Source organism: Enterobacter cloacae complex sp. ECL352 (genome assembly GCF_020149545.1).
Lineage (GTDB): Bacteria > Pseudomonadota > Gammaproteobacteria > Enterobacterales > Enterobacteriaceae > Enterobacter > Enterobacter asburiae_B.
The window spans coordinates 162908-183966 of record NZ_CP083709.1; the positions used below are offsets into that span (position 1 = coordinate 162908).

General features: G+C 54.6%; 22 protein-coding genes. 6 read left to right on the forward strand and 16 right to left on the reverse strand.

The annotated features are described in order from the left end of the window. Nucleotides 1–63: 63 nt before the first annotated feature. The 9 genes from LBF07_RS00750 to LBF07_RS00790 all read right to left on the reverse strand — a co-directional run bounded on the left by LBF07_RS00750 (nucleotide 64) and on the right by LBF07_RS00790 (nucleotide 8582). Nucleotides 64–819, reverse strand: a complete 756-nt coding sequence (locus LBF07_RS00750; protein WP_094934977.1) for an alpha/beta fold hydrolase — start codon at nucleotides 817–819, stop codon at nucleotides 64–66. A gap of 86 nt (nucleotides 820–905) precedes the next feature. Beyond that, nucleotides 906–1079, reverse strand: a complete 174-nt coding sequence (locus LBF07_RS00755; protein ID WP_013096478.1) for a GhoT/OrtT family toxin — start codon at nucleotides 1077–1079, stop codon at nucleotides 906–908. 183 nt (nucleotides 1080–1262) lie between these two features. Then, nucleotides 1263–2687, reverse strand: a complete 1425-nt coding sequence (gene patD / locus LBF07_RS00760) for an aminobutyraldehyde dehydrogenase (RefSeq protein ID WP_094934976.1) — start codon at nucleotides 2685–2687, stop codon at nucleotides 1263–1265. A 24-nt stretch (nucleotides 2688–2711) separates the two neighbouring features. Further along, nucleotides 2712–3518: an ABC transporter permease gene (locus LBF07_RS00765; protein WP_029741505.1), complete on the reverse strand. Its 807-nt coding sequence runs from the start codon at nucleotides 3516–3518 to the stop codon at nucleotides 2712–2714. Continuing rightward, on the reverse strand, nucleotides 3508–4452 hold the full coding sequence (locus LBF07_RS00770) for an ABC transporter permease (protein ID WP_058841008.1): 945 nt from the start codon (nucleotides 4450–4452) through the stop codon (nucleotides 3508–3510). The genes LBF07_RS00765 and LBF07_RS00770 overlap by 11 nt, the downstream gene beginning before the upstream one ends. 1 nt (nucleotide 4453) lies before the next feature. After that, nucleotides 4454–5467 (reverse strand): ABC transporter ATP-binding protein, encoded by a 1014-nt coding sequence (locus LBF07_RS00775; protein WP_206462008.1) that lies wholly within the window; start codon nucleotides 5465–5467, stop codon nucleotides 4454–4456. A gap of 17 nt (nucleotides 5468–5484) precedes the next feature. Beyond that, a complete protein-coding gene (gene ydcS / locus LBF07_RS00780) occupies nucleotides 5485–6630 on the reverse strand; it encodes a putative ABC transporter substrate-binding protein YdcS (protein WP_048977287.1) in 1146 nt (381 codons plus the stop codon). A 271-nt stretch (nucleotides 6631–6901) separates the two neighbouring features. Next, complete coding sequence (locus tag LBF07_RS00785) at nucleotides 6902–8311, reverse strand: PLP-dependent aminotransferase family protein (protein ID WP_033145692.1); 1410 nt, start codon at nucleotides 8309–8311, stop codon at nucleotides 6902–6904. 82 nt (nucleotides 8312–8393) lie between these two features. Next, nucleotides 8394–8582 (reverse strand): hypothetical protein, encoded by a 189-nt coding sequence (locus LBF07_RS00790; RefSeq protein ID WP_023335881.1) that lies wholly within the window; start codon nucleotides 8580–8582, stop codon nucleotides 8394–8396. A 391-nt stretch (nucleotides 8583–8973) separates the two neighbouring features. Between LBF07_RS00790 and LBF07_RS00795 the strand changes: the two genes are divergently transcribed. From LBF07_RS00795 to hslJ, 4 genes are all read left to right on the forward strand, one after another. Then, nucleotides 8974–10374 carry a cytochrome ubiquinol oxidase subunit I gene (locus tag LBF07_RS00795; RefSeq protein WP_087822669.1) on the forward strand — a complete coding sequence of 467 codons (1401 nt, stop codon included), beginning with the start codon at nucleotides 8974–8976 and terminating at the stop codon, nucleotides 10372–10374. Continuing rightward, nucleotides 10374–11384 carry a cytochrome d ubiquinol oxidase subunit II gene (gene cydB, locus LBF07_RS00800; RefSeq protein ID WP_033145694.1) on the forward strand — a complete coding sequence of 337 codons (1011 nt, stop codon included), beginning with the start codon at nucleotides 10374–10376 and terminating at the stop codon, nucleotides 11382–11384. The genes LBF07_RS00795 and cydB overlap by 1 nt, the downstream gene beginning before the upstream one ends. After that, nucleotides 11384–11512 (forward strand): DUF2474 domain-containing protein, encoded by a 129-nt coding sequence (locus LBF07_RS00805; protein ID WP_008501283.1) that lies wholly within the window; start codon nucleotides 11384–11386, stop codon nucleotides 11510–11512. The genes cydB and LBF07_RS00805 overlap by 1 nt, the downstream gene beginning before the upstream one ends. 126 nt (nucleotides 11513–11638) lie before the next feature. Further along, complete coding sequence (gene hslJ, locus LBF07_RS00810; RefSeq protein WP_058841012.1) at nucleotides 11639–12076, forward strand: heat shock protein HslJ; 438 nt, start codon at nucleotides 11639–11641, stop codon at nucleotides 12074–12076. Here the strand turns inward: hslJ and LBF07_RS00815 are convergent, their stop codons facing one another. Then, nucleotides 12077–12343, reverse strand: coding sequence for a DUF333 domain-containing protein (locus tag LBF07_RS00815; protein WP_023312003.1), 267 nt, complete (start codon nucleotides 12341–12343; stop codon nucleotides 12077–12079). Between the two features lie 271 nt (nucleotides 12344–12614). On the opposite strand from LBF07_RS00815, the gene nifJ reads away from it, so the two are divergent. After that, the gene (nifJ, locus tag LBF07_RS00820) at nucleotides 12615–16139 is read left to right on the forward strand and encodes a pyruvate:ferredoxin (flavodoxin) oxidoreductase (RefSeq protein ID WP_112778280.1); all 3525 of its coding nucleotides are present in this window, start codon (nucleotides 12615–12617) and stop codon (nucleotides 16137–16139) included. 389 nt (nucleotides 16140–16528) lie between these two features. After that, complete coding sequence (gene ompC, locus LBF07_RS00825) at nucleotides 16529–17638, forward strand: porin OmpC (protein WP_206462007.1); 1110 nt, start codon at nucleotides 16529–16531, stop codon at nucleotides 17636–17638. Nucleotides 17639–17975: 337 nt separating this feature from the next. Here ompC and LBF07_RS00830 read toward each other — a convergent pair whose 3' ends face one another. The 6 genes from LBF07_RS00830 to LBF07_RS00855 all read right to left on the reverse strand — a co-directional run bounded on the left by LBF07_RS00830 (nucleotide 17976) and on the right by LBF07_RS00855 (nucleotide 21038). After that, nucleotides 17976–18053, reverse strand: a complete 78-nt coding sequence (locus LBF07_RS00830; protein WP_223239581.1) for a hypothetical protein — start codon at nucleotides 18051–18053, stop codon at nucleotides 17976–17978. Nucleotides 18054–18121: 68 nt separating this feature from the next. Next, nucleotides 18122–18544 carry a GFA family protein gene (locus tag LBF07_RS00835; RefSeq protein WP_094934972.1) on the reverse strand — a complete coding sequence of 141 codons (423 nt, stop codon included), beginning with the start codon at nucleotides 18542–18544 and terminating at the stop codon, nucleotides 18122–18124. A gap of 3 nt (nucleotides 18545–18547) precedes the next feature. Further along, nucleotides 18548–18745 (reverse strand): hypothetical protein, encoded by a 198-nt coding sequence (locus LBF07_RS00840; RefSeq protein WP_023616678.1) that lies wholly within the window; start codon nucleotides 18743–18745, stop codon nucleotides 18548–18550. 65 nt (nucleotides 18746–18810) lie between these two features. Further along, the gene (locus tag LBF07_RS00845; protein WP_045143078.1) at nucleotides 18811–19842 is read right to left on the reverse strand and encodes a methyltransferase; all 1032 of its coding nucleotides are present in this window, start codon (nucleotides 19840–19842) and stop codon (nucleotides 18811–18813) included. Between the two features lie 258 nt (nucleotides 19843–20100). Next, on the reverse strand, nucleotides 20101–20550 hold the full coding sequence (locus LBF07_RS00850; protein ID WP_033145699.1) for a hypothetical protein: 450 nt from the start codon (nucleotides 20548–20550) through the stop codon (nucleotides 20101–20103). Between the two features lie 143 nt (nucleotides 20551–20693). Then, entirely contained in the window at nucleotides 20694–21038 is a 345-nt protein-coding gene (locus LBF07_RS00855) for a DUF1294 domain-containing protein (RefSeq protein ID WP_058841015.1), read from the reverse strand. Nucleotides 21039–21059: the final 21 nt, after the last annotated feature.

Sequence of the window (21059 nt, forward strand, 5' to 3'; positions counted from 1 at the left end):
GTTGCCGGGTGGCGCTGCGCTTACCCGGCCTACATTTCGCAACGATGATAAATTGCACAATAATCACATCGTCATACACCCGGCTAACGTCTGTGCCAGCGCAGACGGATTCTCCCACGACATCGAATGCCCCGCCGCAGGGATAATTTTTACCTCAACGCCCTTTTGCTTCAGATTGTCCACATCGTCATCCGGCAGAGACAGCTCGCCGAAAATCAACGTTACCGGGCAAGGAAGTGACAGGAACTGCGCTTCCCATTCGGGCTCAACGCCCGCCACCAGGCTCGATGCGCCCCGCCAGACGGCATACGGCGCATTACTCTGCAGACACCCTGCCCACGCCGTTTTTTCCGCACTGAGCATGGCGTCATAGCCCTGCGTCAGAAACTGCTGCTCGGTTTGCGCTGCAATAGACCGGCTGAACATCCCCCCACCCGAATGAAAATTGGGCTCTGACACCATCAGCCCCTTCACGCGCGTTGCAAGCAGCCCCGCCGTTTCGATAGCAATGCTGCCGCCCATACTGTGGCCGTATAACCAGAAGGCATCCAGCTTAAGGTGGTCAATCAGCTCCGCCACAACGTGGGCCTGGTCGGTGGTTTTATAGCTGTAGCGTTCAGGCTTGTCGCTGTAGCCGCTGCCGGGCAAATCGATGAGGATCGCTCTGCGCGCGCCAAACAGCGGGTCATGAACGACACGGGGATATTCATAGGAAGAGGCGCAGCCCAGCCCGTGAATGAACACCACGGGATCGCCGGTGCCGGACAGGTCATGCCAGCGCACCGTACAGCCGGCCTGCTGCGAGTAAAAACTGTTCATAAGCACTCCTTTTACGATGAACTGTGTATTTATACAGTTACCGTATCGAGAATGCCATATTCATCTTTTAAAAATGGAAGCGTGCTTCAGAAAAGCGAGACCAGCAGCGCAACGGGAAAGCTCATTGGCCAGGTTGACCCCACCAGAAAAGCGCTGAGCAGGCGGATACGTTTGCGGTCTTTAGAGAGGAACCAGGTAATTAATGCGCAGATGGAAGCCATGATTGCGTAAAAAACCAACATCTTTTGATACAACGTCATTCTGTATACCAGAGCCGAAAAAATAACCGCACGCAATATGCGTCATATGTTGATACAGATCAAGTTTTTTCGTTACAGAATAACCACTTAAAGATTACGGATAATAACAACTGAGTATCTTGCGTAACACTCATGGCGGGCGCGGGAAACGCCTGGCCGCGCATGCGGCCAGGCAGGGCGGACTTAGTGTTTGATCATGACATGCCGCACAACCGTATAATCCTCAAGCCCGTAGACCGACATATCTTTGCCGTAGCCGGATAATTTCATGCCCCCGTGCGGCATTTCGCTCACCAGCATAAAATGGGTATTCACCCAGGTGCAGCCGTACTGCAGGCGCGCGCTCAGGCGATGGGCGCGGCCCACGTCTTTGGTCCAGACCGATGACGCCAGGCCATACTGCGAATCGTTCGCCCAGGCCAGCACCTGCGCCTCGTCATCAAACTCGGTGACGCTCACCACCGGGCCAAACACCTCGCGCTGAACGATGGCGTCGTCCTGCTTTGCCCCCGCCAGCAGGGTTGGCTGGAAGTAGTAGCCCGCCCCCTCTTTTTTGCTCCCGCCGGTGACAACGCGGATATGACCGAGCGCTTTCGCCTCATCGACGGCCTGACAGACGCGTGAAAGATGGGCCGCCGAGCTGAGCGGGCCCAGTTCGGTCGAGGCATCCTCCGGCGCACCCATATTAAGGCTGGCGACCGCTGCGCCCAGCTTTTCCACCAGCGCGGCATAAATGCCCTTCTGGGCATAAATCCGGCAGGCCGCCGTACAGTCCTGTCCGGCATTGTAGAAACCAAACGTCCGCACCCCTTCGACAACCGCATCCAGGTCGGCATCATCAAAGACGATAACCGGCGCTTTACCGCCCAGCTCCATGTGGGTGCGTTTAATGGATGACGCGGTATGGCCGATGATATGTTCCCCGGTAGCAATCGAACCGGTCAGCGAGACCATACGGACCTTTTCATGCCCGGTAAGCGGGTCACCGACCGTTTTACCCCGGCCAAACAGGACGTTCAGAACGCCTGCCGGGAAGATATCTTTTGCCAGCTCCCCCAGCTTCAGCGCGGTCAGGGGCGTGATCTCTGAGGGCTTAATCACCACGCAGTTCCCAGCCGCCAGCGCGGGTGCCAGCTTCCAGGCCGCCATCATCAGCGGATAGTTCCAGGGGGCAATAGAGGCAACCACGCCCACCGGATCGCGGCGGATCATCGACGTGTGACCGTCAAGGTACTCCCCGGCGGCCAGCCCGTTCAGACAGCGGGCGGCCCCGGCAAAGAAACGGAAAACGTCGACCACCGCCGGAATTTCATCGCCCAGAGCACAGTGCAGCGGCTTGCCGCAGTTGAGGGATTCGAGCCGGGCAAAGTCCTCCCCATGCGCTTCAATCGCATCCGCCAGCTTCAGCAGGCACTCGGCGCGCGTCTTCGGCGTGGTTTGCCCCCACTCCGCAAAAGCACGGTCGGCCGCCTGAACCGCCGCGTCGACCTGAGCCGCTGACGCCTCGGCAATCTCCAGCAGGAGTTCTCCAGTGGCCGGGTTATAGACCGGCTGTTTTTCTCCCTCTCCGGTTACCAGTTTTCCCTCTATCAGCAGTTGTGTTTGCATAGCATTTTCCTGTTGAATTCACTGTTATTTCCCGCTGCCGGCGATGTTCTCGCCGTCGCGGGTTAGCCACCAGGCTCCCAGAATGGGGATAGTTGTCACCAGCATCACCAGCAGTGCAACGACGTTGGTGACCGGCACGTCGCGCGGACGGCCGAGCTGATTGAGCAACCACAGCGGTAACGTGCGCTCGTGTCCCGCCGTAAACGTTGTGACGATTATCTCGTCAAACGACAGGGCAAACGCCAGCATTCCCCCGGCCAGCAGCGCGGAACCCAGATTGGGCAGCACCACATAGCGGAAGGTTTGCCATCCGTCGGCCCCGAGATCCATCGACGCTTCCACCAGGCTCCAGGAGGTGCGTCTGAACCGGGCAATCACGTTGTTAAACACCACCACCACGCAAAAGGTGGCGTGTCCCACCACGATGGTGAAAAAACCCGGCTCAAGGTCAATCGTTTTGAATGCCGTCAGCAGCGCCAGACCGGTGATGATCCCCGGTAACGCAATCGGCAACAGCAGCAACAGCGAGATCGCATTCTTGCCAAAAAACTCGCTTCGCCACAGCGCCGCTGCAGCAAGCGTGCCAAGCACAAGGGCAATCGCGGTGGAGAGCGCGGCAATCTGAAGTGACAACGTCACGGATTCAATAATATCGCCGCGCCCCGCCGCCACGCTGAACCACTTCAGCGTCAGCCCCTGCGGCGGAAAGCTGAAGGCCGCGTCTTCGGTATTAAAGGCATAGGTCGCGATAATCAGCAGCGGGAAGTGCAGGAAGATGACGCCTCCCCAGGCTGCCACTTTCAGGAACAGCGGTGCGCGTTCAGAGTGCATCGAATGCTCCCAGACGTTTCACGAACGCCAGATAGAGTGAAATCAGCACGATGGGCACCAGCGTGAACGCGGCGGCCATAGGCATATTGCCAATGGCACCCTGCTGCGAGTAGACCATGTTACCGATGAAGTAACCCGGCGGCCCCACCAGCTGTGGAACGATGAAATCCCCCAGCGTCAGGGAAAAGGTGAATATTGAGCCCGCGGCAATACCCGGGATCGCCAGCGGCAGAACGACGTAGCGAAAGGTCTGACGAGGGCGCGCGCCGAGGTCGGCTGAGGCCTGCAGTAGCGAGGCAGGCAGGCGTTCCAGCGCCGCCTGGACGGGCAGGATCATAAACGGCAGCCAGATGTAGACGAAGACCAGAAACCGTCCCAGCCCGGAGGTGGACAAGGTGTTGCCGCCAATCGCCGGGAGCGTAAGGAGTGAGGTCAGGATCGGCTCCAGCCCCATGTGGTTGAGAAACCACTGCGCCACCCCGTCCTTCGCCAGCAGCAGCGTCCAGGCGTAGGCTTTGACGATGTAGCTCGCCCACATTGGCAGCATCACAGCAATATAGAAAAATGCTTTCCACTTGCCTCGGGTGTATCGCGCCATGTACCAGGCCATCGGGAATGCCAGGATGGCGCTGGCTATCGTCACCGCAATCGCCATGGTTAACGTGCGCAGGATGATGTCGTAGTTTGCCGGGTTGAAAAGCGCCCGAATGTTCGCCAGGGTCAGATCCGGCGTGACGGCCATAGTGAAATCGTCAAAGGTGTAAAAACCTTGCCACAGCAGGGTCAGAAGCGATCCTAAATAGACGATGCCAAACCACATGAGCGGCGCGAGCAGAAGCAGGAACAGGCCGAGCGACGGTTTACGCCAGAACAGCGCCGTCATGCGGCTTAAGCGCCCATGCGAGGCGGGAGGATGCGCGACACTCATAGACATTTCACCTCTCCTCGTGCAGGCGAATCATCGCCTCGCGTGACCACGACGCCATCACCGCCTGCCCCGGCGCAATGCCGCTCAGCGACGAGGTTTCACTGAGATTGGCCTGGCTCACCAGCAGTTTGGCGCCATCGGCGAGCTTCAGCTCCAGCCGCGTGGCCGCTCCCTGATACTGAACGGCCTGCACGATGCCCTGAACCTGAACGTCTCCGCCCTCATTAAGGCGAATATGTTCCGGGCGCAGGGAATAGCTGCCTTCCATACCGCAAATTTTCTGCGCAAGGCCCGCATCAAAGACGTTGGACGTGCCGACAAAACCGGCGACAAACGGCGTGCGCGGACGCATGTAGAGATCGCGCGGGGTATCCACCTGCTCGATGCGCCCGTTATTGAACACCGCCACCCGGTCTGACATGGAAAGGGCCTCGCCCTGATCGTGGGTGACAAAAATAAAGGTGATGCCGAGTTCCTGCTGAAGCTTCTTCAGCTCGAACTGCATCTGTTCACGCAGTTTGAGATCGAGCGCACCTAAGGGCTCATCCAGCAGCAGGACGCGCGGCTCATTGACCAGCGCCCGGGCGATGGCGACACGCTGTCGCTGGCCGCCGGAAAGTTGCGAGGGTTTGCGGGCAACGGCAAAGCTCAGGCCCACTTTTTCCAGGGCATCACGGGCCTGCGCATGGCGTTTTTTCTTGTCGATGCCTTTGACCATCAGCCCGTAGGCAATATTGTCGAGAATCGACATATGCGGGAACAGCGCGTAGTCCTGAAAGACGGTGTTCACATCCCGCTCCCAGGGAGGCAGTTCGCTCGCCTCTTTGCCGAAGATAGAAATCGTGCCGCCTGACAGCTGCTCAAAACCCGCGATCAGACGCAGGCAGGTGGTTTTGCCGGAGCCCGAAGGCCCCAGCATGGAGAAAAACTCTCCGTCACGAATAGCAATGGTGACCCCATCCACCGCCCGTACGTCGCCGTACAGACGGGAAACGTTGTTAAACTCTACCGCGTACGTCATGTTCTGCTCCCGGGCAATTAACGACCGCCCATGATGGCGATGTAATCCTGCGTCCAGCGGCTGTAAGGGACAAATTTGCCGCCTTCGGCGATGGGGGTTTTCCAGAACATGATTTTGTCGAACTCGTTATAACCGTTTGTTTCGCAGCCTTTATCACCCAGCAGCGTGCTGGCCTTACACCCTTCTGCAACCACGGGCAGGGAGCCAAACCAGGCCGCTAGATCGCCCTGCACTTTAGGCGTCAGCGACCAGTTCATCCACTTATAGGCACACATCGGGTGTTTTGCCTGCGCATGCAGCATGGTGGTATCCGCCCAGCCGGTCACCCCCTCTTTCGGGAAGACGGTGGCAACGGGCTGGTTCTCAGCCTTCAGGGCATTCGCCTGATACGGCCAGGCGCTGGATGCCACGACGCCTTCATTTTTAAAGTCGCTCATCTGAACGGTGGTGTCATGCCAGTAACGGTGGATCAGCGCGTGCTGGTCGCGAAGCACCTTGAGCACGGCGGCATACTGTTTTTCGGTGAGCTGGTACGGGTCCTGGATACCCAGCTGCGGCTGAGTGGCTTTGACGAACAGCGCGGCATCGGCGATATAAATCGGGCCGTCATACGCCTGCACGCGTCCCTGATTGGTTTTACCGTCCGGCAGATCCTGTTTGGTAAAGACCACGCTCCAGCTGTCCGGCGGCGTCGGGAAGGTTTTGGTGTTGTACATCAGCAGGTTTGGCCCCCACTGATATGGCGTGCCGTAGACTTTCCCGCCGACGTTAAACCATTCCCCTTTTACAATCCGCGCGTCGAGCGTTTTCCAGTTGGGGATGAGGTCCGGGTTAATGGGCTGAACGCGTTTACCCATGATCAGGCGCAGGGAGGCGTCACCCGAGGCGGTGACCAGGTCATAGCCCCCTTTCGCCATCAGGCTGACCATTTCATCCGACGTGGCCGCCGTTTTGACGTTGACCGCACACCCGGTCTCTTTTTCAAACTGGGTGACCCAGTCATAATTTTTATCCGTCTGTCCGCGTTCGATGTATCCCGGCCAGGCGATAATATCCAGCCGACCTTCCCCGTCGCCGATGGCCTTTGGTGGTTCTGCGGCTTGCGCTGTCATGATTGTCATGCCGAGCGCGCACAGGCTGCTGCGGGCAAAATGTTTGCTCATAAGAGTTACTCCTGTCGCAATGAAATTTAGCGGCAGCCGTGCCGTAAAAATATCTCCCTTATTAAACGTAGACCGCACAAATGCGCCGCACCGTACGGCTTCAGGAAATTTCATCAAGGTGTGACCGAGGGCGCATTCCCCGTTAACTGGATTATAGACAAGGAGTTAGCCGCGAGAGACGGTATGCAGATTTCCTATGACAGGGCACCGCGAAATATTCGCAGCGCCGTCATCAGGATAAGAATTGATTATTTAAATAACGGAGAAAAGTTTATTCCAGCATCGTGCTAATTAATTTTCCTAACTGAATGACCGCCTGCTCTTCTCGCTCTCCCCAGGCCCAGGAGGTATTAAACCGGAAGAACGGTGTCCACGCGTCGGAGGTGGAAAACATCTTTCCGGGCGCAATGCTGATGTGGTGCGTTAAGGCTTTTTCGCTGAGCAGACCCGCATCCAGCTGCGCCGGAAGCTCCAGCCATAAAAAGTAGCCGCTGTCGTTATGGTGAATTTTGACGCCGGCAGGCATATGGCGCAAAAGAGACTGCCAGGCCTGCTGTTTTCGCTCGGCGAGGGTACGCCGCAGGCGGCGCAGATGGGCGTCGTAGCGTTTCGTCGCCAGGTAATCCACCAGCGCCAGCTGCACGGGTGAGCTGGTTGAGAGCGTGCTCATCAGCTGCAGCTGCTGAATGCGTCTCGCGTGTTTTCCTGCCGCAACCCAGCCGATGCGAAAACCGGCCACCAGGCATTTTGAAAAGGACGAGCAGTGCAGCGTCATGTCCTGGCGATCCCATGCTTTCGCCGGGAGCGGCTTTTCGCGGCCAAAATAGAGCTCGCTGTAGACATCGTCTTCAATCAGGGGGACGTTGTGCTGCGTTAACAGCGCGACAAGCTGCGCTTTTTTCTCCGCGCTCAGCGTGAAGCCAAGCGGGTTTTGACTGTTGGTCATGATCCAGCAGGCTTTAACCGGGTACTCCTTCAGCGCCTGTTCAAGGGCATTCAGATCAATCCCCTCGCGGACATCCGTCGCAATCGACAACGCTTTGAGCTTCAGGCGTTCCAGCGCCTGCAGCGCGCCGTAGAAACACGGGTTTTCGACTATCACCCAGTCGCCCGGCTCGGTTACCGCCTGCAGGCTGAGATTGAGCGCTTCAAGCGCGCCTGCGGTGATCACAATCTCTTCCGGGGAGATGTTCATCCCCTGCTGCGCGTAGCGACGGGCAATGGCGTGGCGGAGATCGACGTTACCCGGCGGCAGGTTCTCAATCACGCTCATCGCCGTCGCGGTTTTGCTGACGTTCGCCAGCGAGCGGTTGAGCTGCTGCAGCGGGAAAAGTCGGGGATCGGGAAACGCGGAGGCAAAAGGAACAACGGACGGGTCGCGGCTGGCCTGTAAGACGTCGAAGATGTAGGTATTAATATCCACCACTTCGTCACGCATCACCTGGGCAGGTGGAGCAGGCTGATGTGCGGTCGGGCGCGAGGCAACGTAATAGCCCGACTGCGGTCTGGCGACAATGCGCCCCTGACTTTCCAGCATCTGATACGCGTGGCCAACGGTCATAAAACTCATGCCGCTGCTCGCCACCTGCTCTCGCAGCGAAGGCAGCTTATCGCCCGGCAGCCATACGCCAAGCTCAATCTGCGAGATAATTTGTTGCGCCAGACGCTGGTATTTTTTCATCAAATTCTCCTTGTGACCGACAGTGTATATCAGCAGGAGAAAAAGAGAAGATTTAGCTAACTGTTATAGTTCGTGAAACGAATTACTTACGGTACTCGGTAACGTGGCTTTGCGCCTGACGCGCGGCGGCCAGGTGATCGAGCGTAATCATCGACGATTTGCAAAAGATGCATTTCGCGCCGAGTGGGTTTTTCTCAGACATATCAAAGACTGAGGTACGGTACTGCGAGCCATGACAGCATGGGCAGCGGAAATGAATATAAGAAGTCATAGGATTCTCCTGTGAACGTAAAAACGTAAATTACTAATGGGCCGATTGGGCAATAATGGTTTTAAACAAAACGAATCGGAAAGTAGATAAAGACCCAAGAGAGGCTGCGGAGAGGCACAACGTGATGAGAACTGCTTTATAAAACTACGTCAGATATTTATTTGGACTCAAAACCAGAGGGTCATTAACGCACGGCGCAGACGACAAGGCAAGCAGTTTTATGCGTAAAATTCATAAAAAGACGGTTTTTATTCCTCATGCGAGGTATATCAGATGACTAAAGCATGAGTTTTAAGTCAACTGTTATGGTTAAAAATCACTTTTCTGCGTCTGATAGTCCGAACCTTGCCCCTATACCATAACAGCACACCGTTTGACATTGAGGCTGTGCATGTTTGGTTTAGATGCTTTTCACCTTGCACGGATACAGTTTGCCTTTACCGTATCCTTTCACATTATTTTCCCGGCGATCACCATCGGCCTGGCAAGCTATCTTGCCGTACTCGAAGGGCTGTGGCTGAAAACCAAAAATCCGGTCTGGCGCTCGCTGTACCATTTCTGGTCGAAGATTTTTGCCGTCAACTTTGGCATGGGCGTGGTCTCCGGGCTGGTGATGGCCTACCAGTTCGGCACCAACTGGAGCGGATTTTCACAGTTTGCGGGCAGCATTACCGGCCCGCTGCTGACCTATGAAGTGCTGACCGCCTTCTTCCTCGAAGCCGGGTTCCTCGGCGTGATGCTGTTCGGCTGGAACAAAGTCGGGCCGGGTCTGCACTTCTTCTCCACCTGCATGGTGGCGTTGGGCACTATTATTTCTACCTTCTGGATCCTCTCGTCGAACAGTTGGATGCAGACCCCGCAGGGCTATGAGATCGTCAACGGTCAGGTCGTGCCGGTGGACTGGTTCGCCGTGGTGTTTAACCCCTCCTTCCCTTACCGCCTGCTGCATATGTCGATAGCCGCATTCCTGAGCAGCGCCCTGTTTGTGGCCGCATCCGCGGCATGGCATCTGCTGCGCGGCAATAATACCCCTGCCATACGGGCAATGTTTTCGATGGCGCTGTGGATGACGCTGATTGTCGCCCCCATCCAGGCCATGGTTGGCGATATGCACGGTCTGAACACCTTAAAGCACCAGCCCGCCAAGATTGCCGCCATTGAAGGCCACTGGGAAAATCCACCGGGTGAGCCTACCCCGCTGCTGCTGTTTGGCTGGCCGGATATGGAACAGGAGCGCACCCGCTTTGGGCTGGAGATCCCAGCGCTGGGGAGTCTTATCCTGACGCACAGTCTGGATAAACAGGTTCCGGCTCTCAAAGAGTTCCCGAAGGAAGACCGTCCGAATTCCACCATCGTGTTCTGGTCATTCCGCATCATGGCGGGCCTGGGCATGCTGATGCTGCTGCTCGGGGTGATGGCTCTCTGGCTGCGCTACAAAAAACGCGTGTATTCGTCTCGCCCCTTCCTGTGGTTTGCGCTGCTGATGGGGCCAACCGGGCTGATTGCCATCCTGGCCGGGTGGATCACCACCGAAGTGGGCCGCCAGCCGTGGGTGGTCTACGGACTCCAGCGAACGAAGGATGCGGTTTCTGCCCACGGTGACCTGCATATGAGCGTAAGCCTGCTGGCCTTCTTCGTCGTCTATACCTCGGTATTCGGCGTGGGTTACAGCTATATGGTGCGCCTCATCCGAAAAGGCCCGCAGCCGCATGAAACTTTCGCCACCGAGTCCGACGGACGTCCGGCGCGCCCGCTTTCTGCCGTCACAACTGAACATAAGGAGCAGCCATAATGGGTATCGACCTTTCCATTATTTGGTTTGTGATCATCGTCTTCGCCACGCTGATGTATATTGTGATGGACGGTTTTGATCTGGGGATTGGCATTCTGTTCCCGGCCACGCAGAACGCCGACGATCGCGACGTGATGGTCAACAGCGTCGCGCCGGTCTGGGACGGAAATGAAACCTGGCTGGTGCTTGGCGGTGCCGCCCTGTTCGGCGCATTCCCGCTGGCCTATGCGGTGATCGTTGATGCCCTGACCATTCCGCTAACATTAATGCTGATCGGACTTATTTTCCGTGGAGTGGCATTTGAGTTTCGCTTTAAAGCCACGCCGGCCCACCGCCCCTTCTGGGATAAGGCGTTTATTGGCGGTTCAATTCTGGCAACGTTCACCCAGGGCGTGACGGTAGGCGCCGTCATTAACGGCTTTACCGTCACCGGCCGGGCCTATACCGGCGGCCCCTTTGACTGGTTTACCGCGTTTAACCTGTTTTGCGGCGCGGGGCTGGTGGTGGCTTATGCGCTGTTAGGCTCTACCTGGCTGGTGATGAAAAGCGAAAACGCGCTGCAGGAGCGGATGCGTGAGGTGTCGAAAACGCTGTTAATCGTGCTGCTGGCGTTTATTGCGGCGATCAGCCTCTGGACGCCGCTGGCGCAACCGGCCATCGCTGCGCGCTGGTTCACGCTACCGAATCTGTTTTATCTGCTGCCGGTCCCTGCTCTGGTGGTGATTTTTAGCCTGTACCAGTGGCGCTGCCTGAATAATCCCGCCAGCCATAGCCGTCCGTTTATTCTGACGCTGGGGCTGATATTCCTCGGCTTTAGCGGGCTTGGGATCAGCATCTGGCCGCATATTATTCCACCGTCGATCACCCTGTGGCAGGCCGCCGCCCCGACGCAAAGCCAGGGCTTTATGCTGGTGGGCGCGCTGTTGATCATTCCCGTTATTCTGGTCTACACCTTCTGGAGCTACTACGTGTTTCGCGGCAAAGTTCAGCATGGGGAGGGTTATCACTGATGCAACAACCGGTCTGGAAAAGATTACTGTGGCTGGCCATTATCTGGGGCGGCAGCGTACTGGCGCTGGCTGCTGTCAGTATGCTCTTCCGTATGCTGATGACGGCGGCAGGGTTTAAATCGCATTAACGTCATTCCGGGCAACCGCTGCGTTGCCCGGCTCCTCCCAGCACTTTCAGATAAACCCCATTAACGCACGGCAGAGTATCGTTACACTGGAAAAAGATTCACGGTATTTATAGTTTGAGAAGAAAAATGAAAAAGCTCATTGCGTTAAGCGTTATTAGTCTTGTCCTTTCCGGCTGCGTTAATCCGGGCAAAGCCTCCGTACAGCCGGAGCAACTTAAAAACCACCGCTTTGTGCTGGAAAACGTCAACGGTAAGGCCGTGAAGACCGCGACAACGCAACCTGAGCTCAGCTTTGGCGCGCTGCCAGATATCAGCCTGGTGAATAACATCAGCGTTTCTGGTCAGATGTGTAACCGCTTCAACGGACAGGGGAAATTGTCCGAAGGCGAGCTGAAGGTTAAAACGCTGGCCATGACCCGTAAGCTCTGTACTGAGCCGCAGCTGAATGAGCTGGATCAGACCATCGGCGACATGCTGCGCAAAGGGGCGCAGGTCGACCTGACTGAGGACCAGTTAACGCTGGCGACAGCCGATAAAACGCTGATGTTTAAGCGTGTAGAATAATCAGTAGTTACCGCAGCTTCCAACGGCAAGCGACTGTTCGCTACAGCGTTTGCCGTTTGGCAAGGCGCACATCCCAATAGCAGAACCATCAAGCTGGCGGGCGACAGACAGCGAACCGCCAATCATCGCGCAGTTGGCCTGACCTGAACTTGACATCGCCGCTTTCATTCCCGGCGCCACGTGGGCTGCCGTTGCCTGCTGGACTGGCTCACTGCTACATGCCGACAACAATAACGCGGCACACCCTACCCAAAATGCTGAACGCATGCTCTCTCCCCCATGAATAATGCGAAACCTATGCATAATAGGCATCACATCCCGTGTCGTCGAGAGCGGAAGTGCGTATTTATGCGCTTCAGAAACAATTTCTCGCAATTTTTTCGCCAAAAGTTTGATCTACTCATTGATGGCAGGAATACCAAGGACACAAAAGCGAAAATCGTAAAATCCCCCGTTTGCTAGAATACACAGATAATATTCAGGGTTTGTTGCCGTAATACAGACCCCTATTTTTTGCGCAATGTAAGGGTGTTGTCCTATGCAAACTATTGACGGTAATGGTGCAGTTGCCTCAGTCGCGTTTCGCACCAGTGAAGTTATCGCCATCTACCCGATTACGCCAAGTTCTACCATGGCCGAGCAGGCGGACGCATGGGCGGGTAACGGGTTAAAAAACGTCTGGGGCGATGTCCCGAGAGTGGTTGAGATGCAGTCTGAAGCCGGTGCGATTGCCACGGTACACGGTGCGCTTCAGACCGGCGCGCTTTCCACGTCGTTTACCTCCTCACAGGGATTGCTGTTAATGATCCCTACGCTTTACAAACTCGCCGGTCAGCTGACCCCCTTCGTTCTGCACGTTGCCGCGCGTACCGTTGCCACCCACGCGCTCTCTATCTTTGGCGACCACTCCGACGTGATGGCCGTGCGCCAGACCGGCTGCGCGATGCTATGCGCCAGCAGCGTTCACGAAGCGCAGGACTTTGCCTTAATTTCGCATATCGCCACGCTCAAAAGCCGCGTGCCGTTTATTCACTTCTTTGATGGTTTCCGCACCTCTCACGAAATCAACAAAATCGTCCCGCTGGCCGACGACACTATCCTGAATCTGCTGCCGCAGGCGGAAATCGACGCGCATCGCGCCCGGGCTCTTAATCCTGAACACCCGGTTATTCGCGGAACATCGGCGAACCCGGATACCTATTTCCAGTCCCGCGAGGCCACGAACCCCTGGTACAACGCGGTTTACGACCATGTTGAACAGGCAATGAATGACTTTGCCGCCGCAACCGGCCGGCAGTACAAACCGTTTGAGTACTACGGCCATCCGCAGGCGGAACGGGTAATTGTGCTGATGGGGTCAGCCATTGGGACCTGTGAAGAGGTGGTTGACGAGCTGCTGACGCGCGGTGAAAAAGTTGGCGTGCTTAAGGTGCGTCTCTATCGCCCGTTCTCGGCCAAACATCTGCTTTCGGCTCTGCCTGAAAGCGCGCGCGCTGTGGCGGTGCTCGACCGTACCAAAGAGCCGGGCGCGCAGGCGGAACCCCTCTATCTGGATGTGATGACCGCCCTGGCAGAAGCCTTTAATCAGGGCGAACGTGAAACGCTGCCGCGCGTGATTGGCGGTCGCTATGGCTTGTCCTCCAAGGAGTTTGGGCCGGACTGCGTGCTGGCGGTATTCAACGAGTTAAGCGAAGCGAAACCCAAACCGCGCTTTACCGTCGGCATTTATGATGATGTGACGAATCTTTCCCTGTCGTTGCCGGAAAACACCCTGCCCTCGACCGCCAAACTTGAGGCGCTGTTCTACGGTCTGGGCAGCGACGGCAGCGTCTCCGCGACCAAAAACAACATCAAAATCATCGGTAACTCCACGCCGTGGTACGCCCAGGGGTACTTCGTCTACGACTCCAAAAAAGCAGGCGGCCTGACCGTTTCCCACCTGCGCGTGAGCGAGCAGCCCATCCGCTCCGCGTATCTTATTTCTCAGGCCGATTTTGTTGGCTGCCACCAGCTGCAGTTTATCGATAAATACCAGATGGCCGAGCGCCTGAAGCCCGGCGGCATTTTCCTCCTCAATACGCCGTACAGCGCGGACGAAGTCTGGGCGCGGCTGCCGCAGGAAGTTCAGGCGGTGCTGAACCAGAAAAAAGCCCGTTTCTACGTGGTCAACGCCGCAAAAATTGCCCGCGAATGTGGCCTGGCTGCGCGTATTAATACCGTTATGCAGATGGCCTTCTTCCATCTGACCAATATTCTCCCGGGCGACAGCGCGCTGGTGGAACTGCAGGGTGCGATTGCCAAAAGCTACAGCAGCAAGGGTCAGGAACTGGTCGAACGAAACTGGCAGGCGCTGGCGCTGGCACGCGAATCGCTGTTTGAGGTACCGCTGCAGCCGGTGAATGCCGCAAGCCCGAACCGCCCTCCGGTGGTGTCCGATGCGGCACCCGATTTCGTGAAGACCGTGACGGCGGCGATGCTGGCCGGCCTGGGCGATGCCCTTCCCGTCTCCGCGCTACCGCCGGATGGCACCTGGCCGATGGGCACCACGCGCTGGGAAAAACGTAACATTGCCGAAGCGATCCCCATCTGGAAAGAAGAGCTGTGTACCCAGTGCAACCACTGCGTTGCGGCCTGCCCGCACTCTGCTATTCGTGCCAAAGTGGTTTCACCGGAAGATATGGAAGCCGCGCCTGCCAGCCTGCATTCGCTGGATGTGAAATCTCGCGATATGCGCGGACAGAAATACGTTCTGCAGGTCGCGCCGGAAGATTGCACCGGCTGTAACCTGTGCGTCGAGGTCTGTCCGGCGAAAGACAGGCAGGATCCGGAGATCAAAGCCATCAATATGATGTCGCGTCTGGAGCACGTTGAAGAGGAGAAGGTCAACTATGACTTCTTCCTGAATCTGCCGGAAATCGATCGCAGCAAACTGGAACGTATTGATATTCGTACCTCACAGCTGATTACGCCGCTGTTTGAGTACTCTGGCGCCTGCTCCGGCTGCGGTGAGACGCCGTATATCAAGCTGCTTACCCAGCTGTACGGTGACCGGATGTTGATTGCCAACGCAACCGGCTGTTCATCCATCTACGGGGGCAATTTGCCTTCTACGCCGTACACCACCGACGCGAATGGGCGCGGTCCGGCGTGGGCAAACTCGCTATTCGAGGACAACGCCGAATTCGGCCTGGGCTTCCGCCTGACCGTCGACCAGCACCGCGCGCGCGTGATGCGCCTGCTGGAGCAGTTTGCCGGGCAGATCCCCGCTGAGCTCAATGACGCGCTTCATGCGGACGCGACGCCAGAAGAACGTCGTGAGCAGGTTGCTGAGCTGCGCCGCGCGCTACAGGGCGTTGCGGGGGCTGAACAGCTGCTGACCGACGCTGACGCTCTGGTCGAAAAATCAATCTGGCTGATTGGCGGTGACGGCTGGGCTTACGATATCGGCTTTGGCGGGCTGGATCACGTGTTGAGCCTGACCGAAAACGTCAACATCCTGGTTCTGGATACGCAGTGTTATTCCAATACCGGCGGCCAGGCGTCGAAAGCCACGCCGTTAGGCGCGGTAACGAAATTCGGCGAACACGGTAAACGCAAGGCGCGCAAAGATCTCGGGGTGAGCATGATGATGTACGGTCATGTTTACGTCGCGCAAATCTCGCTGGGAGCCCAGCTTAACCAGACGGTGAAAGCGATTCAGGAAGCGGAAGCGTATCCTGGCCCGTCGCTGATCATTGCCTACAGCCCTTGCGAAGAGCATGGCTACGATCTGGCCCTCAGCCACGACCAGATGCGTCAGCTGACAGCGACCGGCTTCTGGCCGCTGTACCGGTTCGACCCGCGTCGTGCTGACGAGGGTAAATTACCGCTGGCGCTGGATTCGCGTCCGCCGTCGGATGCCCTGGCCGAGACGTTAATGCAGGAACAGCGCTTCCGTCGCCTTAACGCCCAGCAGCCGGAAGTGGCCGGGCAGCTCTGGAAAGATGCCGCTGCTGACCTGCAAAAACGCTATGACTTCCTGGCGCAGATGGCGGGTAAAGCCGAAAAACCAACCAGCGACTAGTTCCCCTGCCCGGCTTGTCCGGGCATTTTTTTGCCATAAAAAAAGCCCGGCGTATTCACACCGGGCGAATCCAGATAATCATTGAATATCTATTTAGTTTCCTTAATAGCATTCACGTTAATTATGGATGAATCATCTTACAGGCATATAACGCCGGCCAGATTACCTTAATTAACGCCTGATTAATAATTTCAATTTAATATAGTTACTTTTAAATCATTCATCAAACCAATGATCATTTCCGCCGATTTATTCGGTTTAGATTTTACTTAGTTCGTAACAATTATATTTTATTACTCTTACGCGGGAGTGATTTAGCATGAGACAACTTTCTCATTCTGAAAGTTCAACAGGTAATTAAATAAAAACAACTGCAAAGGAATATCACAATGCAAAGAAAAATACTGGCTCTGATCATTCCGGCTCTGTTAATAGCTGGTTCTGCTCAAGCAGCAGAAATTTATAATAAAGACGGTAACAAATTAGATCTGTACGGAAAAGTAGATGGTCTGCACTACTTTTCCGATAACAAAGGTGCTGACGGCGATCAAACCTATATGCGTCTGGGTTTCAAGGGTGAAACGCAGATCAACAACACGATGACCGGCTATGCGCAGTGGGAATACAACATTCAGGCCAATAACACGGAAGGGTCTGATAATCAGTCCTGGACGCGTCTGGCCTTCGCCGGTGTAAAAGTGGGTGACTACGGCTCCTTCGATTACGGTCGTAACTACGGTGTCCTGTACGACGTGGAAGGCTGGACCGATATGCTGCCTGAGTTCGGTGGCGACTCCTACACCAAAGCCGACAACTTCATGACCGGCCGCGCAAACGGCGTGGCAACCTACCGTAACACCGACTTCTACGGTCTGGTGCAGGGCCTGAACTTTGCGCTGCAGTATCAGGGCAAAAATGAAGACGCCAGCAACAACCAGGAAGGTACCAACAACGGTCGCGACACGCGTCACGAGAACGGTGACGGCTTCGGTATCTCTACCACCTATGACTTCGGCATGGGGATTACTGCGGGTGCCGCGTATACCTCTTCTGACCGAACCAACGAGCAGGTCATGAACACCACTGCGGGTGGAGACAAAGCGGATGCCTGGACGGCGGGCCTGAAGTATGACGCCAATAACATCTATCTGGCGGCGATGTATTCTGAAACCCGCAATATGACACCGTATGGTGATAACACCGACGCCGTGGCGAACAAAACCCAGAACTTCGAAGTGACCGCGCAGTACCAGTTTGAGTTCGGCCTGCGTCCGTCCCTTTCCTACCTGCAGTCGAAAGGTAAGGATCTGGGCAACGGCCAGGGCGACCAGGATCTGGTTAAATACGCTGACGTAGGGGTCACCTATTACTTCAACAAAAACATGTCCACCTACGTTGATTACAAAATCAACCTGCTGGATGAAGATGACAGCTTCTACAAAGACAACGGCATCAGCACCGATGATGTTGTAGCGTTAGGCCTGGTTTACCAGTTCTGATTGTCAGGGCCCGCATAATCATGCGGGCTCGCTTGTTTTTTGAAGTTCGTCACATAAGACAGTTTAAGAAAGGGGTTGGTTGAGGGAAAGTTGAAAGTAAGCTGGTTAAACTGCGGTGATAGCCCTTTCTTCACTAAGGATAACAGCGTTGTTTGGTCGTGTATCCCTTGCCTTACTTACCCTTTTAGCATTGCTGTGGATGGCGTTAATTTTTGATTTTGGTGATATCGTCGGGCATCTCGGGGCGCTATTAAACCATCTGGATGGCAGTTAACTATTGTCCCTGGAAATAAAAAGCCACCAGCAGTGCCGGTGGCGGGTAAACGCGTATGTCGCGTTATTTTTTCACAGGTTGAGGCTTTTTATCACCTGATTCAGGGGCCTCACGCGGATCGTCTTTTTCAACACAGAGCATAGTTTCTCCTGTTTCAGTTACCCACTGCCTACTATAGCCGGAGGAGTAAAAGAGTGGCCAGGCGGCAATCATGCCTGATCTTCCCCTTTCTCGCGAAAAGAGAGATAACCTAATACCCCACTATCCCCATCCATGGGATGGTTAACGCCGTCCATCACCTTCACCTCTGGAAAATCAAAAGGTGAAACGTTTTCAAAACAGGCGACATTAACGCCATATTCGTTTGGGTTAGAACGCCGCTGATGGAACGTGTAGATCCCGCATACCGAGCAGAAGAAATGCCGTGCCGTTCCCGTGTTAAAGCGGTACTCGGTGAGCTTATCTTCACCTTTGGTCACCTTAATGCCTGACAACGGCGCTGAAACGACGACCGCGCCCCGCATACGACAAAAGGAACAGCTGCAGCGCCGCGCGGTGTTCAGGCCATCGGTAAGCTCAACGGTGAACGACACCGCGCCGCAATGGCACTTCGCATTACGTCTTTCAGCCATGAGCTATACCCCTTTTCTCACCAGCTCGGCGGCCTTCACGAAAACCTCATCTTCTACGCCATCGCCTTTTTGCCTGCCGAGCCTGACCAGTTCATCAACAATGCTGTTGCGATGGATCGGTTTCTGCGCTGAAACTAGCCCAATAACGGCGGCCCCAATCGCCAGCCCCACTAATCCGGTTTGTTCATCTTTGTTCATCATGCTTACGCTCCTGGTCCAACCAACAAGCTTAGCAGGAATACGGTAAAACGGAATGACGGACAAGTTCAGACAGGTATGACTTCTAAAATCGACAGATAGGAACCGGTATCTATTATTTTGTTCAGCTTCAAATTGGTCTGTTCAAACAAGACCTGATACTCAGGCTCTGTTCTTGCCCGCCCGCCATCAAAGCTTGTTAACAGAAGAAGGTCAATTTCAAATCGTCCCTGCTGATTATTTTCTTTTTTAATAAGCGGTTCAAAAATTAATAATCGGGAGTTATCTTTCATTGCATTTCTGCAGCACTGAAGTATCTGAATCGCCTTCTCATCAGGCCAGTCCATCAAAATATATTTAAGTAAAAAAATGTCCGCTGCAGGACAGGCTTCAAAAAAGCTGCCCTCTACGGTCTTCCATCGGCGATTATCATTCAATAGTGAAAGTCTGTTCCGCTCAAGCACGTCTTTTTGATCAAACAAGATCCCTGTCAAGGTCGGATTTCGACGTAAAATTGCCAGCAATAAATTACCCAGCCCACCGGCGATATCGGCAACGACAGCGTTTTCAGGGAATGAATAGCTACCAGTAATAGTTTCATTTTCTACGGATGACATAGAGGCCATACCAGCATGAAAAATGTTGCTTCCCGTCACCGTGTCATCATGCTGCCAGTAATCGTAAAAAGGCTTGCCAAACAATGAATTAAAAACAGGTTTGCCTTGCAATATTTCATCCATTCTAGCCGCTGGCTGCCAGAATGTTTGGTCTGTCAACATAAGAACTGCCGCCCGTAAGGAAAATTCATGATCGGAACGCAGGAATTGAGCTGAATGGCTAAGACCGTATTCCGTTTCGGATAATTCGTTGAACACCCCACGCGAAGACAATAAGCGCATGATTCGATGAAGATAGTCGCCATCGACATTAAGCTCCTTCGCCAGCTGCTTAACGGATTTCTTTCCTTCAACCAGAAGATCTGCAACGCCTAATACCGCGACAGCCCGAAGTGCTGCCTGCCAGACAAAACCCATGCTTTGCTCTAACAAACACATTCCTTCTTTACGGCTTAGCAAATCCAGACTATTACGTTGTGACATTTTCTGCTCCTTACCAGTAAAGATGCGCTGAACAACTTAAATTCGCTAGCAAGCGTAAGTCTGGTAGTGAGCTTTATCCATAATTTCAGAAAGGATTATTTATGCGGTTTCGTACCGTTTAGCATACAATCTCTTTAAATATGTAAAAAAACAGGGCCACTTACTCTTTATTTTGATTAGTAACATAGTGACACTATTATTGTGTAAATAATTGCTTTGATGAGAAAAATGCCTGCCATGAGAAATGACATTTCATATTTAAAATCTCGGCGTCAGTCCAAACTTTGGCGTTTTGATGTTTGCAGCCCAAATCTTGATATCGTTTTGCAGGAGGATCGTGAAATCGGATTTTAAATGCGTCACCATGCTATTGACGCTGTCCGCATCAACCACTGAAAAATGTTCAATTCTGTTTTGTCCTACCTGAACACAATAATATTTGGCGGGCAGTACTTTACCATTCACATTTAGCGGCAGGTTTTTCTCACCGCAACGGCCTTCAGTAATATAGGACACCAGTAAATTAGCGGATTTTCTTCCTGGCTGGGAGACACTCACCATGACCGGGAAACCTTCCGAGGTCTGTGTCATATCATAAAGAACCGCATTTTTTATATACCAGGTATTATATTCCCGCTCCTGAAAAGCAGACCAGGAAGGCGCAGAAAAGAGCACCAGCACTGCCAGAATAAGAGATTCTATTTTCATGGGATGTTGTCGTCCGTGTTGTTGCACGTATTATTCAGATTGTGCAAAAAACAGCAACCACTTAAGAATAGTCCTACTACTATTGGCAGTGACGGAGGAGTAAATTAAAGATATGCCTTACCGTCAGCAGTCCCTGCCAACGCTCATAAAAGAGAATAAGAAGAAAAATGATAAACGGCCGCCATCATGGCGATGCTGACGACGACGCTGATGAAAAAGTAGCTTTTGAAGGGCTGCTTTTGGGTTTTATGGCGAAAGAGTTGTTGGCCGACAATGGCGCCAGGCCAGCCACCTGTCACGCCAAATACCAGCAATGTCGCTTCCGGAACCCTGCGCATCCCCTTCCGCGCCGCCATTTTATCGGCGCCATACATGAACAACGTCATCACGTTGATCGCCAGAAACCACATGACCAGAGGATGGGTAGTAAGAAGGCTGCCGATCGCAGCGATAATCAGGAGTAAATAACAAAAGCGATTAAGGGTCATAGCACGAGCCACGGAGTGTTT

Coding starts and splice junctions, on each gene's coding strand:
- ompC (WP_206462007.1), top strand. CDS start 16,529: ATGCAAAGAAAAATACTGGCTCTGATCATTCCGGCTCTGTTAATAGCT.
- LBF07_RS00785 (WP_033145692.1), bottom strand. CDS start 8,311: ATGAAAAAATACCAGCGTCTGGCGCAACAAATTATCTCGCAGATTGAG.
- LBF07_RS00840 (WP_023616678.1), bottom strand. CDS start 18,745: ATGATGAACAAAGATGAACAAACCGGATTAGTGGGGCTGGCGATTGGG.
- LBF07_RS00775 (WP_206462008.1), bottom strand. CDS start 5,467: ATGACGTACGCGGTAGAGTTTAACAACGTTTCCCGTCTGTACGGCGAC.
- LBF07_RS00835 (WP_094934972.1), bottom strand. CDS start 18,544: ATGGCTGAAAGACGTAATGCGAAGTGCCATTGCGGCGCGGTGTCGTTC.
- LBF07_RS00765 (WP_029741505.1), bottom strand. CDS start 3,518: ATGCACTCTGAACGCGCACCGCTGTTCCTGAAAGTGGCAGCCTGGGGA.
- LBF07_RS00755 (WP_013096478.1), bottom strand. CDS start 1,079: ATGACGTTGTATCAAAAGATGTTGGTTTTTTACGCAATCATGGCTTCC.
- LBF07_RS00850 (WP_033145699.1), bottom strand. CDS start 20,550: ATGAAAATAGAATCTCTTATTCTGGCAGTGCTGGTGCTCTTTTCTGCG.
- LBF07_RS00750 (WP_094934977.1), bottom strand. CDS start 819: ATGAACAGTTTTTACTCGCAGCAGGCCGGCTGTACGGTGCGCTGGCAT.
- LBF07_RS00770 (WP_058841008.1), bottom strand. CDS start 4,452: ATGTCTATGAGTGTCGCGCATCCTCCCGCCTCGCATGGGCGCTTAAGC.
- hslJ (WP_058841012.1), top strand. CDS start 11,639: ATGAAAAAGCTCATTGCGTTAAGCGTTATTAGTCTTGTCCTTTCCGGC.
- nifJ (WP_112778280.1), top strand. CDS start 12,615: ATGCAAACTATTGACGGTAATGGTGCAGTTGCCTCAGTCGCGTTTCGC.
- ydcS (WP_048977287.1), bottom strand. CDS start 6,630: ATGAGCAAACATTTTGCCCGCAGCAGCCTGTGCGCGCTCGGCATGACA.
- patD (WP_094934976.1), bottom strand. CDS start 2,687: ATGCAAACACAACTGCTGATAGAGGGAAAACTGGTAACCGGAGAGGGA.
- LBF07_RS00790 (WP_023335881.1), bottom strand. CDS start 8,582: ATGACTTCTTATATTCATTTCCGCTGCCCATGCTGTCATGGCTCGCAG.
- LBF07_RS00830 (WP_223239581.1), bottom strand. CDS start 18,053: ATGCTCTGTGTTGAAAAAGACGATCCGCGTGAGGCCCCTGAATCAGGT.
- LBF07_RS00805 (WP_008501283.1), top strand. CDS start 11,384: ATGCAACAACCGGTCTGGAAAAGATTACTGTGGCTGGCCATTATCTGG.
- LBF07_RS00855 (WP_058841015.1), bottom strand. CDS start 21,038: ATGACCCTTAATCGCTTTTGTTATTTACTCCTGATTATCGCTGCGATC.
- LBF07_RS00815 (WP_023312003.1), bottom strand. CDS start 12,343: ATGCGTTCAGCATTTTGGGTAGGGTGTGCCGCGTTATTGTTGTCGGCA.
- LBF07_RS00795 (WP_087822669.1), top strand. CDS start 8,974: ATGTTTGGTTTAGATGCTTTTCACCTTGCACGGATACAGTTTGCCTTT.
- LBF07_RS00845 (WP_045143078.1), bottom strand. CDS start 19,842: ATGTCACAACGTAATAGTCTGGATTTGCTAAGCCGTAAAGAAGGAATG.
- cydB (WP_033145694.1), top strand. CDS start 10,374: ATGGGTATCGACCTTTCCATTATTTGGTTTGTGATCATCGTCTTCGCC.